Raw genomic sequence first — 16,639 nt, forward strand, 5'->3', positions numbered from 1 at the left:
TTAAGGCATCAACCGCTGCAGGGTCCAGTATTCACCGTTTTTTGCATAGCTCAGCCGGTCATGCAGACGATTTGGACGTCCCTGCCAGAACTCATAGTGCTCCGGCTGCAACCGATAACCGCCCCAGAATTCAGGCCGGGGCAGTTCGGTCTGTTGCCCGACCCTGGCATGCAGGTCCTGAAAACGCTGCTGTAACAGCTCACGGCTTGCAATCACACCGCTCTGCGGCGTACTGACGTGCGCTGCAATCTGACTGTCACGGGGACGTTTATGATAATACCAGGTGGATTCCTGATCTGAAATTTTATGCACCTCACCGCTGATACGAATCTGACGCTCCAGTGCAGGCCAGTAAAACAGCAGTTCCGCATAGGGATTGGCCGCCAGATCAAGACCTTTCTGACTGTCATAGTTGCTATAAAAGTCATAGCCGGCATCCGTTGCACCCCGTAATAACACCGTACGCACATGCGGCCGTCCCCGGCCATCTGCCGTGGCCAGTGACATGGCATAGGGTTCATGCAGTTTTGCCTGTAGCGCATGCTCAAACCAGATCAGAAATTGCTCATGCGGATGTGATTCCATCTGCGCTTCATGAAGTTCACTCTTTTCATAGGAAAGACGAAGTTCACTTAAATCCTGAATACGATCACTCACGGGAATAGCCTGTCTGAATAAGGTTTATGCAGCAACAGCATGCTGACGGACTGCATCTGCCAGCCGGTTGGCCAGCTCGGTGACTTCCTGAAGATTATCGCCTTCCACCATCACCCGGATCACTGGCTCAGTACCTGACTTACGGATTAAGATTCGTCCATGACCGGCCAGTTGCTGTTCCGCCTGATCAAACATATTCACCAGTGCAGGAATTTCAAACGGATCAAGCATCTGCTCCAGGCGGACATTGACCAGTACTTGTGGGAACAGTTTAAAGTCTGCCACCAGCTCATCCAGGCCTTTTTGCTGCTCCACCATGACGGTCAGTACCTGGAGTGCAGAAATAATCGCATCCCCGGTGGTGCTTTTATCCAGGGTCAGAATATGCCCGGATGGCTCTCCCCCGATAATCCAGGCATTTTCTTCCAGTGCCTGGAGTACATAACGGTCGCCGACTTTCGCACGGTAAAATGGCACCTGTGCCTGAGCCAGTGCCAGTTCCAGCGCCATATTACTCATGACAGTACCGACAATCCCGGCAGGTCTGGTGGCCGCCCCGGTTGCCAGTATATACAGGATATGGTCACCATCCACCAGCTGACCATGACGATCCACCATCACTACCCGGTCAGCGTCACCATCAAAAGCAATGCCCAGATCCGCCTGGTGTTCAACCACAGCTTTCTGCAAATGCTCAGGATGGGTGGAACCACAGTTTTTATTAATATTCAGACCATCCGGTTCGGTATTGAGTGTCACCACCCGGGCACCCAGCTCACGAAATACTGCCGGGCCCACGCTATACGCCGCACCGTTGGCACAATCCACCACAATTTTCAGATGACGTAAATTGAAATGGTAGGGAAATGATGATTTACAGAATTCAATATAACGGCCATTGGCATCCTTGACCCGGACACTTTTTCCAAGACTGGCAGTATCTTCAATCACGATATCCTGTTCCAGCGCCTGATTGATCGCATCCTGAACCTCATCCGGCAGTTTTTTACCCTCACCGGAAAAGAACTTGATTCCATTATCAAAATAAGGATTGTGCGATGCAGAAATCACAATACCCAGATTGGCATGCAGGGCACGGGTTAAATGTGCAATGGCCGGTGTCGGCAATGGCCCCAGCAGATGCACATAAACCCCGGCAGCATTTAAGCCTGCCTGCAGGGCTGCTTCCAGAATATAACCTGAAAGACGGGTGTCCTTACCCAATACCACAATGGGTTTGGAACCTGGGTTCAGCTGTTTCAATACCTTACCGGCTGCAAATCCCAGTTTCAGCGAAAACTCAGGGGTAACCGGGAGTTCACCAAATTTTCCACGAATCCCATCCGTACCAAAATAACTCATCTTTTTTACCCACTTATGATCGTGTCATTAAACCAGTCCATTACCTGCCCACTTTACACCAAAATAAAAAGGCCGTCATAAACTGACGGCCCTTTGCATAAAATATTGCACAGAGATTAGCCAACACGATAGTTAGGCGCCTCTTTGGTAATGGTGACATCATGTACATGCGATTCTTTCATGCCGGCAGCAGTGATTTTAACAAATTGAGCATGCTGACGCAGATCTTCAACGGTGGCAGAACCGGTATAGCCCATTGAGGAGCGCAGGCCACCCATCATCTGATGCACAATATTGCCCATTGGCCCCTTGTAAGGAACACGGCCTTCAATCCCTTCCGGCACCAGTTTTTCAGCACCAGCCCTGGAATCCTGGAAATAACGGTCTGCGGAACCTGTTGCCCCCGCCATTGCTCCCAGTGAACCCATGCCACGATACGCCTTGTAATAGCGCCCCTGGAAGAACTCAACCTCACCGGGCGCCTCTTCGGTCCCGGCCATCATGGAACCCACCATGACCGTACTTGCTCCCGCTCCGATTGCTTTTGCCATATCTCCGGAAAAACGGATACCGCCATCTGCAATTAACGGAATCTGCTCTTTTAATGCATTGGCCACATTGTCAATTGCAGAAATCTGAGGTACGCCAATACCGGCCACAATCCGGGTAGTACAGATTGAACCTGGGCCGATTCCCACTTTGACCGCATCTGCACCGGCGTCCAGTAAAGCCAGGGCCGCATCGCCGGTGGCAATGTTGCCACCAATCACCTGAACCTGCGGATAATTCTGCTTCACCCAGCGGACACGTTCAATCACACCGGCAGAATGGCCGTGGGCAGTATCCACCACAATCACATCCACTCCGGCGTCCACCAGCGCCTCAACACGGCTGGGGGTTTCTGCACCGGTACCCACTGCAGCACCGACACGTAAACGGCCCAGATCATCCTTACAGCTGTTTGGATAAAGCTCTGCCTTACGGAAATCAGTGACCGTAATCAGACCTTTTAATTCATTGTTGTCACCCACCACCAATACTTTTTCAATGCGATATTTTTGTAATAATGCCTGAATATTTTCCTTGGATTCGCCTTCCCGGACTGTCACCAGGCGGTCCTGCCCGGTCATGATATTACTGACCGGCTGCTCCAGATTGGTCTCAAAACGGGTATCACGTCCCGTGACAATACCAACAACTTTGCCATCCTTTACCACAGGCACACCGCTGATGTTATTGGCCTGAGTCACAGCAATCAATTCACGAACCGTGGTTTCCGGAGTGACGGTAATCGGGTCTTTGACCATACCCGCTTCAAATTTCTTGACACGGCGCACTTCTGCAGCCTGTGCAGAAATATCCATGTTTTTATGTAAAATACCAATACCGCCATTCTGCGCCATTGCAATGGCCATGCGTGATTCGGTCACGGTATCCATTGCCGCTGATACCAGGGGAATATTCAGATGGATGTCGCGGGTCAGGCGTGTCTTCAGCGAGACATCTTTTGGAAGGATGGTAGAATAGGCAGGGAGTAACAGGACATCATCAAAGGTTAACGCTTCCTGAACGATGGTCAGCATAACAGTCTCACTGGTAATTTCCGTGAGCTATTATATACAAATTTCCATCCGGATTTCATTTTAATTGCAGAGTATTTTTCAGCAGACCTGATTAAAGTCCTCATCATTAGCGCCACACATCATGGCTGTTGCTGATTGGCCCCCTGCATGCATGAATAAACCGTTGTCCAGGGTCCGTTCCACCATATCATCGGGGCAACACTGATTCGTGGTTTTCTTTTGATATCATTGCTTTGTAAAATATTCATTTAAAATCACCAACTTGAATCAATATTTGTTTAAAACTATTAAGAACCATTTTAACTTGTTTTACGCTTTTTAAAATTTGATTTGCGCCATAATGCTCATGAGAATGTTTAGGGCGTAAATTTATGGGGACAATAGCACAGCGAAAATTAGTAAATGGAACGGCTTTGTTGCACAAAGATTTAAAATTAAAGTTCACCTAAGTTATCTAAATTTAAGATATGAATAGCCACTAAGAATCTAGATACACGCCAGCTTCATTTCATAAAACGTCTCGAAGTCCTTTGGCGACCGCTGGTCGTTAGCACCATGGCGACGTTTCACGTTGTAGAACATCTCAATATACTCAAATATATCTGATCTAGCTTCAGCACGCGTTGAATATATTTTCCGTTTAACTCTTTCTCGTTTCAGTAATTGGAAAAAGCTCTCTGCCACAGCATTATCGTGACAGTTGCCGCGACGGCTCATGCTGCTTTCCAAACCATGTTGCTTCAGAAAGGCTTGCCATTCATGACTGGTATATTGGCTACCTTGGTCAGAGTGAACCAATACTTTATTTGTTGGCGATCTACGCCAAACTGCCATCAATAAAGCATCAAGAACTAGCTCTTTAGTGATCATTGGTTTCATAGACCAGCCAACGACTAACCTTGAGAAAAGGTCAATCACAACAGCTAAATACAGCCAGCCTTCATGAGTACGGATATAAGTGATATCTGTTGCCCATGCTTGATTTGGCTGTGCAGGATTAAACTGCCGATCTAATGTATTGGCTTGAACAATAGGTTGATAGCCCTTTGAATATCCTGGTTTTCGATAGCCACGTTGGGATTTCAAGCCTTCCTGTCGCATCAGTCGATGTACACGATTAACTCCACAAGGCTCACCAATATCACGCAAGTCACAGAAAATCTTGCGATAGCCATATACACCGCCTGACTCTAACCAAAACTGTTTAATCAGGCCTGACAGTTGTTTGCTACGTTTGGCTGTAGCACTCAAAGGTTGTTTCAACCATGCATAATAGCCACTGGGATGAACCTCCAGTACCGAGCACATTCTATAAATTGACCAGACCTGCTGGTGATCCTTGATAAAGGCGTACCTCATTTTGACTGGCTGGCGAAGTACGCCGCGGCCTTTTTTAAGATATCACGCTCTTCTGTAACTCGTTGCAGCTCTTTCTTTAATCGAGCCAACTCTTTGGTTTGATCTTCAAGAGCAGTAGCTTGGGGTGTTTTAGGAAAGTATTTCTTAACCCAAGCATAAACACTATGGGTCGTTGTGCCTAATCTTCCCGCAACCTCTGCAACACTGTAGCCTTTCTCAATGACTTGCTGCGCTGCTGCAATCTTGAACTCTTCGGTAAATCGTTTGCCACTCATAAAAACACCTCTTAATTAGCTATTTTATCTAACTATTCGGTATCGACAAACTTAGTGGCTATTCATGGACCAACAGGTGGTTGGTTGCTCAGTTATAGTTATAGAAATGAGCCAGAGTTAGAAAAATCATATGAGTTAAATTCCCATAAAGGGTATTGTGAAATTGAGTTTGATAAAGAGTTAAAATTGGGTAAGGCTTCTTATTTCAATAATTCAGGAAGAAGAACCTTTGGTGTAATTAACTTGGAAAAAGTAAATAAGTGATTAAAAAGGGTGTAATTATTTAAGGTGTTTTGAAATAAAGGATGTATTACCATTTATAAGTGGTGATTTAGTGGCCCATACTAAGATAGTTGAACATAGCACTAACTTTTTTGTAATCAATAATTTTACACCATTTTTACGCCATAATTTTAATTTTTATTTATAAGTTTATGAAATTTAACATTTATAATATTAATAGTGTCCAATCCATCATAGGGCCAATTATCCGGATTGTTTCAGAATCAGAAGAAATAATGCTGCACCAATGCACTGATGCCGATCAGCAGGAAGATGACCGCACCAATTTTATGAATCAGTGCAATGGGCAATTTATCTGCCAGTCGGTTACCAATAAAGACTGCCGGAATATTTACCAGTAAAATCCCCAGCGTAGTCCCAACCGTCACCCAGCCAATACTGTCATATCGGGCAGCCAAAGCAACGGTGGCAATCTGGGTTTTATCCCCAATTTCAGCAAGAAAGAACAAAACAAATGTGGCGCCGAATACACCGTAGCGTTGCCATTTATGAATATTTTCAGACTCATCACCCAGTTCATCCGGAATCAGCATCCATACCGCCATGCCAATAAAACCAAGCGATACAATCCACAGCAGCACGACCGGGCTGAGTACGGTGGTAATCCACTGACCAAATACGGCAGAGACGCCATGATTAATCACGGTGGCAAGAAAAATGGCAATCAGAATGGGAACAGGCTTACGAAATTTTGCCGCCAGCAACAGGGCCAACAACTGGGTTTTATCACCCATTTCGGATAAGGCAATTACAACCAGCGAGATAAGAAAGGCATTCATCACATGTTTTCTCTGGCCAGCAAATTTTACCGATGACTTATCCCTCCCGCCAGCCAATAATCAGTTGCAGCAACTGAATGCGGAGTGATAAATCAAAGGTCTTGCCAACAAAAGAAAACTGAGTGATCAGTTAAATTGGTTCTTTGCTATGATGACCATGCCCTGTTGAGCAATCATGTTGATCATCACCCATTTACTGCGGACTGCGGGTAAATGGCGGCTACTCCCCAATGAAGTATTGCTAGTTTACCGGCTTTTAAAACGGTTTTCAAACCTTCCCTTGTAATAAATCACAGGAATGAAAAAACCCGCCGCAGCGGGATTCTTCATCACTGACAACCGATCCCGCCTTAAAGCAGGATATTACGAATATCTGCCAGTAATTCAGTCAGTTTATGGGTAAAACGTGCTGCATCCGCACCATTAATTACACGGTGATCATAGGACAGCGACAGCGGCAACATTAAACGTGGATCAAAATCCGTCCCATTCCATACCGGTTGCATAGTGGCTGGAGAAATTCCCAGAATAGCCACCTGTGGCCAATTGACCAGTGGCGTAAATGCCGTGCCGCCAATGGACCCCAGACTGGTGATGGTAAAATTTGCCCCCTGTAAATCTTTGGGAGACAATTTTTTATCCCGGGCTTTTTTACTCAGTTCACCCAATTCCACAGCAATCTGCTGAATTGACTTCTGGTCCGGATTACGCAATACCGGTACGGTCAGACCATCCGGGGTCGCTACGGCGATCCCCATGTGAATTTCATTACGCAATAACACTGATTTCTGATCATCTGCCAGATGACCGGCAAAATAAGGTTCTTCTTTCAGCAAATGCGCAACAGCCCGGGCAATAAACGCCAGAATGGTCAGACTGATACCCTGTTGTTTAAAACCTGCTTTCAGTTCGCCACGCCATGCTTCAAGCGCTGTGATATCTGCCAGATCAAACTGGGTCACCTGCGGAATAAAGTTATTCAGTGACAATTGCGGCACAGACACCTGCTGCAACCGGGTCATCGCCCTGACTTCACCGCCACCGAATGCACTGAAGTCCGGTAATGCCGGCAAACCTGAAGGTGCTGAAGCCGCAACAGCGGCCGCAGCCTGTGGTGCAGTTAAACGTGATTTAACAAAGACAAAGACATCGTCCTTCATGACACGCTGATTCGGACCGGAAGCCTGAACCTGTGAAAGCACCACACCCAGCTCACGAGCCAGTTTACGGACCGCAGGGCCAGCATAAACCCGGGCATTTTCTGCCTGTTGCTGAGACGTTAACCGGTCTGCATCGGCCACAAGCGGTGTTGCAGCTGCGGTTGTTTTCGGCGCTGATTCAACGGCTGCCGGCGCAGGTACAACCGGCGCTGCCGTGGCGGGCACCGGGGATGGCTGAGCTTCTGCAGTAATGGTCACCAGCGCTGAACCCTGCGTCACTTCCTGCCCAGTTTTAATATGAATGGCCTGGATCACCCCTGCAACCGTACTCGGCACTTCCACCGATGCCTTGTCCGACTCGACAACACACAGGCTCTGGTCTTTCTCCACCTGATCACCCACACTGACCAGAATCTCGGAAATCAACGCTTTGTCCACACCCAAATCCGGAACAATCACTTCAACCGGACCCGCCTGGACAGGAGCGGCAGCCGGTGCTGCAGCCGCCTGAACAGATTCAGCTGCTGCCGGTGTTGTCGCCTGTTGCGGCGCTGTGGCAGCAGATGCAGAAGACGCTGTTTTAACCGTAATCAGCAGTACACCTTCCTTCACCGTATCGCCTTCTGCAACATCGACACTTTCCACGGTACCCGCTGCTGTGCTCGGCACTTCAACAGTGGCTTTGTCAGATTCCACCACCACAATACTGTCATCAATGGCAATCTGATCCCCTGCTTTGACCAGTACTTCGCCAACCAGTGCTTTTTCCACACCAATGTCCGGGACTTTCACCTCCACCACCTGCGTTGAAGCAGATGATGCTGCAGGAGAGGCAGAGGCCGTTACAGCAGTTGCTTCTGCTTCAACCACCGGCGCTTGTTCAGATGACGCTGATGGCTGCTGAGCAGGCGCAACAGCCGCTGTCGGGCCGGATGTTTCACCGGCATCCGATTCAATTTCAATCAGGGGCTGGCCCTCAGAGACTTCATCCCCTTCACTGATCAGAATATTTTTGACCACGCCTGCTGAAGTACTGGGTACTTCAACAGAGGCCTTATCTGACTCAAGTAATACAATGCTGTCATCCACGGCAATGCTATCGCCAACCTTGACCAGGATTTCGGCGACCGTCGCCTTTTCCACGCCAATATCAGGTGTTTTGATCTGCATTATTGGTTCTCCTCACCTGATTGCTCGGTATAGGCAGCAACGTCCTGTACCGAAGGATATGCCTGAGGCAACCAGGCCACAGGGCGATCCACATCCAGTTCAAAGGTCGAAATCGCATCCTTCACCAGTCGGGCATCCACTTCACCTTCATCTGCCAGTTTTTTCAGGGTCGCCACCACAATGTGAGCGGCATCAACACCAAAATAACTGCGCAGATTGCCACGGGTGTCGGAACGACCATAGCCATCAGTCCCCAGCGTCACATAGGGACGGTTATCCGGCAAATAAGCACGAATCTGCTCACTATAGGCGCGGATATGATCCGTTGCCGCAACCACAATGCCATCGCTGTCACGCAACTGACTGGACACCCAGCTCTCTTTCCCTGTTTCCGCCATTGGATGCAAGCGGTTATATTCCTCAACAGCCATGCCGTCGCGTGCCAGCTCATTAAAACTGGTCACACTCCAGATGTTGGCGTGAATCTGATATTCATCCCGCAAAATCTGACCGGCCTTGATCACTTCACGCAGAATCACACCGGACCCCAGCAACTGCACCGTTGCCTTTTCATCTTTTTCAAACAAATACATGCCACGCCGGATACCTTCTTCTGCACCCTGCGGCAGCGCCGGCTGATCATAGTTTTCATTCATCAGGGTCAGGTAATAAAACACCCGCTCCTGATTGACATACATGCGTTTTAAACCGTCATGGATAATGATAGCCAGTTCATAACCAAAGCATGGGTCGTAGGCCACACAGTTTGGAATGGTATTGGCCAGTACATGCGAATGGCCATCCTGATGCTGTAGACCTTCTCCGTTCAGTGTGGTGCGCCCGGCAGTGGCACCGAACAGGAAGCCCTGTGCCTGAGAATCACCGGCAGCCCAGGCAATATCTCCAATCCGCTGGAAACCAAACATGGAGTAATACATGTACATTGGAATCATCGGCAGGTTATTGGTGGAATAACTGGTGCCCAATGCAGCCCAGGCACTCATGGCACCGGCTTCATTAATCCCTTCCTGCAGCATGTGACCATCACGGGCTTCACGGTAGTTCATCAGCTGTTCCTGGTCTTCAGGCGTATAATTCTGTCCATGCGCAGCGTAAATACCCAATTGGCGGAACATGCCTTCCAGACCGAAAGTCCGTGCTTCATCCGGTACGATCGGTACCACACGGTCCTTAATCGCCTTATCCTTCAATAAAGCCGCAATTAAGCGCACCATGGCCATGGTGGTGGACTGCTCCTTGCCGCCACTGCCCTTCAGTACCCCATCAAAAATCGATAGCTCAGGAATTTCCAGTGCAACACTTTCCTTACGGCGTGCCGGCAAATAACCGCCCAATGCTTCACGACGGGCCTTCATATATTTCAGTTCAGGTGAGTTTTCACTCGGACGGTACAGCGGCAACTCTTCAAGTTGCTCATCGGTAAAGGGCAAATTGAAACGATTACGGAAGTATTTCAGCGATTCCAGCTGCATTTTTTTAATCTGATGCGTCTTATTGACGGCCTCAACTTCATCCGACAAGCCATAACCCTTGACCGTCTTGGCCAGAATCACCGTTGGCTGGCCATTACTCTGTGTGGCTGCCGCATAAGCTGCATAGACTTTATATGGATCATGACCGCCACGATTCAGGTTATCAATATCTTCATCACTCAACCCCTTGACCAGTTCAGCCGCTTCAGGATATCTGCCGAAGAAATGCTCACGGGTATAGGCACCGCCCTTCACCTGATAGCGCTGATAGTCACCATCCACGGTTTCTTCCATACAGGCTTTCAACGCACCGGAGCTGTCCTTGTCCAGCAATGGGTCCCAGTGACGCCCCCATACCACCTTAATGACACGCCAGCCAGCCCCCCGGAACAATGACTCCAGTTCCTGAATAATCTTGCCATTCCCACGTACCGGACCATCCAGCCGCTGTAAATTACAGTTGACTACCCAGATCAGATTATCGAGTTTTTCACGTCCGGCCAGTGAGATTGCCCCCAGACTTTCCGGCTCATCCATTTCACCATCGCCCAGATAGGCCCATACTTTACGGTCTTCTTCCTTAATCAAGCCACGATTCATCAGATATTTCTGAATATGCGCCTGATAAATGGACATAATCGGCCCAAGCCCCATGGAAACCGTCGGGAACTGCCAATAGTCCGGCATCAGATAAGGATGCGGATAGCTTGAAAGCCCCTGCCCCCCCACTTCACGACGGAAATTATTCAGCTGATCCTCAGTCAGACGACCTTCCAGATAGGAACGTGCATAAATACCCGGTGCAGAATGCCCCTGATAATAGATCATGTCACCGCCAAAACTGTCACTGTTGGCACGGAAGAAATGGTTAAATCCGACATCATACAGGGTTGCTGATGACGCAAAACTTGCCAGGTGCCCTCCCAGGTCATCCCCGGTCTTATTGGCACGCAGCACCATGGCCAATGCATTCCAGCGGATTAAAGCGCGAATCCGTCGTTCCATATCCTGGTCACCCGGCATGGCCGGTGTTTCTTCAACCGAAATTGTATTTAAGTAAGGAGTATTCAGGCGCTGAATGGGAACATGCTTTGCAATTGCCCGCTGATATAGCTTTTCCAGTAAAAAAGCCGCGCGCTCTGTCCCCATATGCTGTAAAACGGAATCAAAGGCATCCTGCCATTCCAGCGTCTCCTGTGCATCTGTATCACCATAATACGCCATAACTCACCTGTTCCCTGATCTGTTTTCTATTATCATATATGTATCATGTTTTAAGGGTGTTAAGTTATCGTTACAGCTGAATGTGACTCAGTACTATTATTTAGTAATTAAATAGTAGTTGACCCTTTGTTACACCAGACAACAAAAAACCGCCAGTTTCAGGCGGTTTTTTCTGCAATTCAGCTGTACGACAATCAATACAATTATTCAACAGTACAATCCAGATAGTGCTCAATTATCAAGGCAACATAGCCAGGTAAGTTGACGGATTTCTGCGCTGACCATCCTTCACCACTTCATAGTGCAGATGCGGACCGGTACAACGGCCGGTACACCCCACATTGGCAATATGCTCACCGGCTTCCACACGGTCACCAACACGGGCAATCAGGCGTGACGCATGTGCATAACGGGTTACATAACCATTGCCATGATTAATTTCTATGTACTGACCATAACCCTTGCCCCAGCCCGATTTGGTCACCATACCGGGACCTGTTGCATAAATCGGGGTACCGCTTGGCGCCGCAAGGTCGATGCCGGAATGATGTTCAGTGCGGCCACCCATCTTACGGCTGCCAAAATGCGAGCTTATACCTTTCATATCCGGCAGTGGATGTGTCACCAGCCAGGAATACTGAGAATTTGCAGAATAATTTGCAGACGTACCGCTGCTGTATTTTTTAGCGAGCGAATCATTATTCAGTTCAATCGGTTTGCTCTGATTACGCAATTTGACATTCAGGCTGGTGCTTGCCGGAATATCCATATCATCAGGGTGAGCATAGGAGCCCTGGGACAATGTTCTGGAAAGTTGTGTCAGACGATCCGGTGCTGTATTGCCATTTGAGGCATCCAACTGAACCAGATCTGCGAAAGCAACCGATGCGGCAGAAGCTGCCAGGGAAAACGCCAGTAAAATACGTCGCGAATGCATAAAAAACCTCTTTAACTGTTCCTAATCAAGTCTCTTGCGCAATCTCTTCCTTGATATTCACTGAAACAAACGCTTAAGATAAAACATCATCATGCAGGAACAATGTATGTCAGAACCCAAAAACGTCTTTCAGTACACAAGACAACATATAAAAACAGGAAACTTATCGTTTCTCACAAAGCAAGTTGCCAACTGGCAAAAACTTACTGAATTAATTCAACCGTTATTACCCAAACCTGAGCAATGGCAAGTTGTCTGTTATCAATACGGTATTTTGACCATCACCGGTGAAAATCAAGCCATGATCAGTCAGCTCGGTTATCTTCAAAAACAGTATATTTCTCAGTTGTCACAAATAGAGGAGTTAAAGGAATTACAAAAAATCCAGGTTCGGTTACGAACCAGAACGCAATCGGAAATAAACCCCATCAAAACTGCAAAGCAACTTTCACCGGCAACCCGGGAAATGTTACAAAATGCCGCAAGCTATGTGAACGACCCCAAGCTTAGCCAGGCTTTGTTACGTTTGGCAAGCAATAAAAAGTAAACCCTTGATTCATATAAGCGATTAACATCTGTATTTTTGCTGATCAGATCACAGAAGTTATTGTTATATTATAACATTGCACAGCAAAGACAATGACTTATGTCACACTCACAAACTGGATTGGGCAGGATTTCTCGTCATCAAATGTTACAATTTCGTAATTGGACGGATCGCTCTGCACATTGCGTAACAATTGATTATTCAATGCATGTCCGGATTTATAGCCATCAAATCGGGCAATAATCTGATGCCCGAGTAAATATAGATCACCGACAGCATCCAGAATTTTATGTCGGACAAATTCATCTGCAAAGCGCAGGCCTTCTTCATTGACCACCCCGGTATCATCCACACCAATGGCGTTGTCCAGGCTTGCACCCAATGCCAGATTGTGCGCCTTTAAATAGTCAAGGTCTTTCATGAAGCCAAAGGTTCGGGCACCACTGACTTCATAGACAAAAGTTTCTGTTGAAAAATCAATGGTCGCTGACTGATATTCCCTGGCAAATGCAGGATGATCAAAATCAATGGTGAAATTAATCTGAAAGCCTTCATGGGGCTTGAAGGTGGCTATTTTATCATCAATCAGGGCTTCAACGGGTTTCAGAATACGAATAAATTTCTTCGGAGCCTGCTGTTCAGCCAGCTCACCCTGCATCAGCAAATAAATAAAAGGACCGGCACTGCCGTCCATAATCGGCACTTCAGACGCAGATACTTCAATGATTAAGTTATCAATCCCCAGGCCGGCAATGGCACTCATGACATGTTCAACCGTTCCAACCCTGACATCCTGCCGGACCAGGTTTGAACACATGAATGCTTCCTGAATCAGCATGGCATCCGCAGGAATTTCAACAGGTGGATTTAAATCAATACGACGAAAAACAATTCCCCCATTCATTACATGTGGTAAAAAGTTGATCATCACTTTTTGTCCACTATGCAGTCCGATACCGCTTGCTTTCACGGCTCGTTTCAGGGTACGTTGTTTCAACATGCTTGTTTGATCTTCTGCTTAAATCCGCTATACGTTAGCACATTTAGCCATTGATAAAAAACAAAAAAGTAGTGAATGATCACTACTTCTTCAAAATTAGTCTTTAAAATCAACAGACTTTCATTATTTACGCTGCTGGTTTTTCAGATAGTCCTGAATACTCATCGGCGCAGAACGCGGTGAAGCACCCGGTGCAGAAACAGGTGCATCAGCATTCTGACGCTTGCTGATGGCCGGCACATCGTCTTCTTCCTGAACCTGTGCAGAGGACTGCATACCGGTTGCAACGCTGTGCTGGCTCTTGCGTCTGACTTCCGCGGCTTCACTGGCATTGCGTGTTAAACCGGTTGCTATCACCGTCACACGGATTTCATCACGCGCATCCGGATCAAATACAGTTCCAAAGAACACTTCACCTTCGTCCAGATCCACAATCTGATTGACCACATCGGTAATGATTTCTGTTTCACGCAGGGTCACATCAGCACCACCGGTAATGTTGATCAACACACCCTTGGCATTGACAATATTGACGTTATCCAGCAGCGGGCTGCGGATCGCAAGACGTGCAGCTTCTTCAGCACGGTCAGGACCACTGCTCTTGCCTTCACCCATCATGGCGTAACCACGTGTGCTCATCGCTGTTTTTAAGTCAGCAAAGTCAAGGTTAATATGACCGGGACGAACCACCAGATCAAAGATGCTACGTACTGCATTCAGCAGCACGTCGTCTGCCTTGCGGTAAGCATCCTGCATGGAAATATCACCATAGACACTCAGCAAACGCTGATTCGGAATAATAATTAATGAATCCACATGCGCTTCCAGCGCTTCAATACCTTTTTCAGCAGAACGCTGACGACGGCGACCTTCAAAATTAAACGGTGTGGTGACCACACCAACCGTTAAAATTCCCATTTCCTTGGCCACTTCGGCAACCACCGGCGCAGCACCTGTTCCAGTACCACCGCCCATTCCGGCAGTTACAAAGACCATGTCTGCACCTTCAAGATGCTGACGAATCTGCTCACGGCTTTCTTCAGCAGCAATCTGACCCACATCCGGATTGGCACCTGCACCAAGGCCTCGTGTGCTTTGCTCTCCAAGCTGGATCTTGAACGGCGCATTCATGCGATCGAGCGCCTGCTTATCTGTATTGGCACAGATAAATTTCACACCCTTGATATCGGATTGCACCATGTGTTGTACGGCGTTACCACCACCACCACCCACACCAAACACAGTAAAACGGGCCTGGCCGTTACCATCGGTTTGTTCATCTTCCAAAAATTCAAATGAGGCCATGACCTTTAGCGTTCCTAATTAATGCGGCAGTCACTTAAGCCCGTATACTGCCTTGATCTTCAATAATAAAAATTGTTTTTTTAGAATGCTGTGCATTATGAAACTTGTCAAGCACAGGACCGCATGCTTACAACTTGCTAACAATATTCCCAAAAAAACTACACCTAAAAAATACCCTTCAATTTATTATTCAGCGCGTTCCAGCCATTGGCCACACGACTCAGTAAGGAGCGCTTATCTTCAATCCCCGCTTCCTCTACAGACTCCTGCATATCGCTCTGGCTGAACATCAACAGCCCTGCTGCCGTTGCATACATTGAACGACGCAATGCCGACAGATGCTGATCGTCTGCATACACCTGCAGGGGTGGATTACCCAGATGCGCGGAAACACCCAGCACGCGTCGGGTTAAGCTTACCATACCTTCAATCTGACAGACATCACCGGTCAGTACCACACCATGATATAAACCCTGTAGCGCACCACGTTTTTCCAGGGCATCACGCACCAGGCCCAGAATTTCTTCGTAACGCGCAATAATAATCTCTGACAATTCAATCCGGCTGATGGACTGTGGGCCATCAATGGCCTCAAACTGAATCATGTGTTCAGGTTTCACCTGATGCAGATCCACACAGCCATACAGCAGTTTAATGCGTTCGGCTTCTTCTGTTGTGGTCTGCAAGACTGCAGCAATATCACGGGTGACATGTTCACCGCCACGCTGAATCGTATGTGCAAGCGCCAGATGCCCTTCTATATAAACAGCAAGATTGGTGGTACCGGCACCGATATCCAGCAGGCAGACGCCATATTCCTTTTCATCCTTCAACAGACTACTCTCTGCTGTTGCCAGGCAGGACACCACCATTTTTTCAACAAAAATATTGGCGCCTTTCATGGCCCGGTCAAGGTTCTGCATGGTGCTGATCGGCAACATCATCAGCTGATAGTGCCCAATCATGGTCTGTGCAGAAAGGTTAACCGGGTTCTGCACCCACTCCGGTGAGTCATCCAGCTCAAAACCCAGTGGTACTGCGCTCGCCAGATAATGATCCGATGTCATATGACTGGCTTTGGCCAGCTCAAGTGCACGCACCACCTCCGTGGTGGTAATGCTGCGTTCCGGATTGGCAATGGGTACACGACCCGCTGCATAAAAGCTCTGTAACTCTGTGCTTGGAATGGAAATCCATGCTGAATGCACACGGCATTCCGCCATATCTTCTGCTTCCTGCACTGCATTTTTAATGGCATTGATCACCTTTTCCAGGCTCACAATCTTGCCTTTGTTCATGCCTTTATTGTGTGCACTGGCCATGCCGATCACCTGAATATTATCAGGGGCATGAACTTTGCCGATCAGGACGGAAACCTTATGTGTCCCAATGTCGATCGCAACAACGGAGGGGACAGCTTCATTCATCACTTAATACCATTTTCTTCATTGTTTGTCAGACTTTACAAAGCTTCACTGATAAATC

Annotated in this window: 13 protein-coding genes and 1 riboswitch; of the genes, 2 read left to right on the top strand and 11 right to left on the bottom strand. The window is 47.8% G+C overall.

Annotated elements, in window-relative coordinates; translation table 11 throughout:
• From pdxH to ACT6PV_RS13785, 4 genes are all read right to left on the bottom strand, one after another.
• A complete protein-coding gene (pdxH, locus tag ACT6PV_RS13770) occupies nucleotides 1-657 on the bottom strand; it encodes a pyridoxamine 5'-phosphate oxidase (protein WP_445116847.1) in 657 nt (218 codons plus the stop codon).
• 24 nt (nucleotides 658-681) lie between these two features.
• The gene (gene glmM / locus ACT6PV_RS13775) at nucleotides 682-2,019 is read right to left on the bottom strand and encodes a phosphoglucosamine mutase (RefSeq protein WP_445116848.1); all 1,338 of its coding nucleotides are present in this window, start codon (nucleotides 2,017-2,019) and stop codon (nucleotides 682-684) included.
• A 116-nt stretch (nucleotides 2,020-2,135) separates the two neighbouring features.
• Nucleotides 2,136-3,602: an IMP dehydrogenase gene (gene guaB, locus ACT6PV_RS13780; protein ID WP_445116849.1), complete on the bottom strand. Its 1,467-nt coding sequence runs from the start codon at nucleotides 3,600-3,602 to the stop codon at nucleotides 2,136-2,138.
• A gap of 486 nt (nucleotides 3,603-4,088) precedes the next feature.
• Nucleotides 4,089-5,236, bottom strand: a protein-coding gene (locus ACT6PV_RS13785; RefSeq protein WP_445114756.1) for an IS3 family transposase whose coding sequence is annotated in 2 segments (ribosomal slippage) — nucleotides 4,089-4,990 and nucleotides 4,990-5,236 — 1,149 coding nt in all. Because the reading frame shifts where the segments join, the coding sequence is not laid out codon by codon here.
• A 21-nt stretch (nucleotides 5,237-5,257) separates the two neighbouring features.
• Here ACT6PV_RS13785 and ACT6PV_RS13790 point away from each other — a divergent pair.
• Nucleotides 5,258-5,500 carry a hypothetical protein gene (locus tag ACT6PV_RS13790; protein ID WP_445117125.1) on the top strand — a complete coding sequence of 81 codons (243 nt, stop codon included), beginning with the start codon at nucleotides 5,258-5,260 and terminating at the stop codon, nucleotides 5,498-5,500.
• A gap of 242 nt (nucleotides 5,501-5,742) precedes the next feature.
• Here the strand turns inward: ACT6PV_RS13790 and ACT6PV_RS13795 are convergent, their stop codons facing one another.
• The 4 genes from ACT6PV_RS13795 to ACT6PV_RS13810 all read right to left on the bottom strand — a co-directional run bounded on the left by ACT6PV_RS13795 (nucleotide 5,743) and on the right by ACT6PV_RS13810 (nucleotide 12,302).
• A complete protein-coding gene (locus tag ACT6PV_RS13795; RefSeq protein WP_445116850.1) occupies nucleotides 5,743-6,318 on the bottom strand; it encodes a TMEM165/GDT1 family protein in 576 nt (191 codons plus the stop codon).
• Between the two features lie 90 nt (nucleotides 6,319-6,408).
• Nucleotides 6,409-6,559, bottom strand: a riboswitch (yybP-ykoY riboswitch).
• 109 nt (nucleotides 6,560-6,668) lie between these two features.
• On the bottom strand, nucleotides 6,669-8,648 hold the full coding sequence (locus tag ACT6PV_RS13800; protein ID WP_445116851.1) for a 2-oxo acid dehydrogenase subunit E2: 1,980 nt from the start codon (nucleotides 8,646-8,648) through the stop codon (nucleotides 6,669-6,671).
• Nucleotides 8,648-11,365: a pyruvate dehydrogenase (acetyl-transferring), homodimeric type gene (gene aceE / locus ACT6PV_RS13805; protein ID WP_445116852.1), complete on the bottom strand. Its 2,718-nt coding sequence runs from the start codon at nucleotides 11,363-11,365 to the stop codon at nucleotides 8,648-8,650. Before aceE ends, ACT6PV_RS13800 begins: the two co-directional genes overlap by 1 nt.
• 238 nt (nucleotides 11,366-11,603) lie before the next feature.
• On the bottom strand, nucleotides 11,604-12,302 hold the full coding sequence (locus tag ACT6PV_RS13810) for a M23 family metallopeptidase (protein ID WP_445116853.1): 699 nt from the start codon (nucleotides 12,300-12,302) through the stop codon (nucleotides 11,604-11,606).
• A gap of 106 nt (nucleotides 12,303-12,408) precedes the next feature.
• Here ACT6PV_RS13810 and ACT6PV_RS13815 point away from each other — a divergent pair, with 106 nt between their 5' ends.
• Nucleotides 12,409-12,849, top strand: a complete 441-nt coding sequence (locus tag ACT6PV_RS13815; protein WP_445116854.1) for a DUF721 domain-containing protein — start codon at nucleotides 12,409-12,411, stop codon at nucleotides 12,847-12,849.
• A 97-nt stretch (nucleotides 12,850-12,946) separates the two neighbouring features.
• On the opposite strand, the gene lpxC is transcribed toward ACT6PV_RS13815, so the two are convergent.
• From lpxC to ftsA, 3 genes are all read right to left on the bottom strand, one after another.
• Nucleotides 12,947-13,849: a UDP-3-O-acyl-N-acetylglucosamine deacetylase gene (gene lpxC / locus ACT6PV_RS13820; protein WP_445116855.1), complete on the bottom strand. Its 903-nt coding sequence runs from the start codon at nucleotides 13,847-13,849 to the stop codon at nucleotides 12,947-12,949.
• Nucleotides 13,850-13,972: 123 nt separating this feature from the next.
• Complete coding sequence (gene ftsZ, locus ACT6PV_RS13825) at nucleotides 13,973-15,154, bottom strand: cell division protein FtsZ (RefSeq protein WP_445116856.1); 1,182 nt, start codon at nucleotides 15,152-15,154, stop codon at nucleotides 13,973-13,975.
• A 164-nt stretch (nucleotides 15,155-15,318) separates the two neighbouring features.
• Nucleotides 15,319-16,581 carry a cell division protein FtsA gene (ftsA, locus tag ACT6PV_RS13830; RefSeq protein WP_445116857.1) on the bottom strand — a complete coding sequence of 421 codons (1,263 nt, stop codon included), beginning with the start codon at nucleotides 16,579-16,581 and terminating at the stop codon, nucleotides 15,319-15,321.
• Between the last annotated feature and the right edge of the window lie 58 nt (nucleotides 16,582-16,639).

This window comes from Acinetobacter sp. WZC-1, assembly GCF_052544965.1.

Excerpts from the sequence above, each read along its gene's own strand:
- glmM (WP_445116848.1), bottom strand. The coding sequence starts at position 2,019 with ATGAGTTATTTTGGTACGGATGGGATTCGTGGAAAATTTGGTGAACTC.
- guaB (WP_445116849.1), bottom strand. The coding sequence starts at position 3,602 with ATGCTGACCATCGTTCAGGAAGCGTTAACCTTTGATGATGTCCTGTTA.
- ACT6PV_RS13795 (WP_445116850.1), bottom strand. The coding sequence starts at position 6,318 with ATGAATGCCTTTCTTATCTCGCTGGTTGTAATTGCCTTATCCGAAATG.
- ACT6PV_RS13800 (WP_445116851.1), bottom strand. The coding sequence starts at position 8,648 with ATGCAGATCAAAACACCTGATATTGGCGTGGAAAAGGCGACGGTCGCC.
- aceE (WP_445116852.1), bottom strand. The coding sequence starts at position 11,365 with ATGGCGTATTATGGTGATACAGATGCACAGGAGACGCTGGAATGGCAG.
- ACT6PV_RS13810 (WP_445116853.1), bottom strand. The coding sequence starts at position 12,302 with ATGCATTCGCGACGTATTTTACTGGCGTTTTCCCTGGCAGCTTCTGCC.
- ACT6PV_RS13815 (WP_445116854.1), top strand. The coding sequence starts at position 12,409 with ATGTCAGAACCCAAAAACGTCTTTCAGTACACAAGACAACATATAAAA.
- lpxC (WP_445116855.1), bottom strand. The coding sequence starts at position 13,849 with ATGTTGAAACAACGTACCCTGAAACGAGCCGTGAAAGCAAGCGGTATC.
- ftsZ (WP_445116856.1), bottom strand. The coding sequence starts at position 15,154 with ATGGCCTCATTTGAATTTTTGGAAGATGAACAAACCGATGGTAACGGC.
- ftsA (WP_445116857.1), bottom strand. The coding sequence starts at position 16,581 with ATGAATGAAGCTGTCCCCTCCGTTGTTGCGATCGACATTGGGACACAT.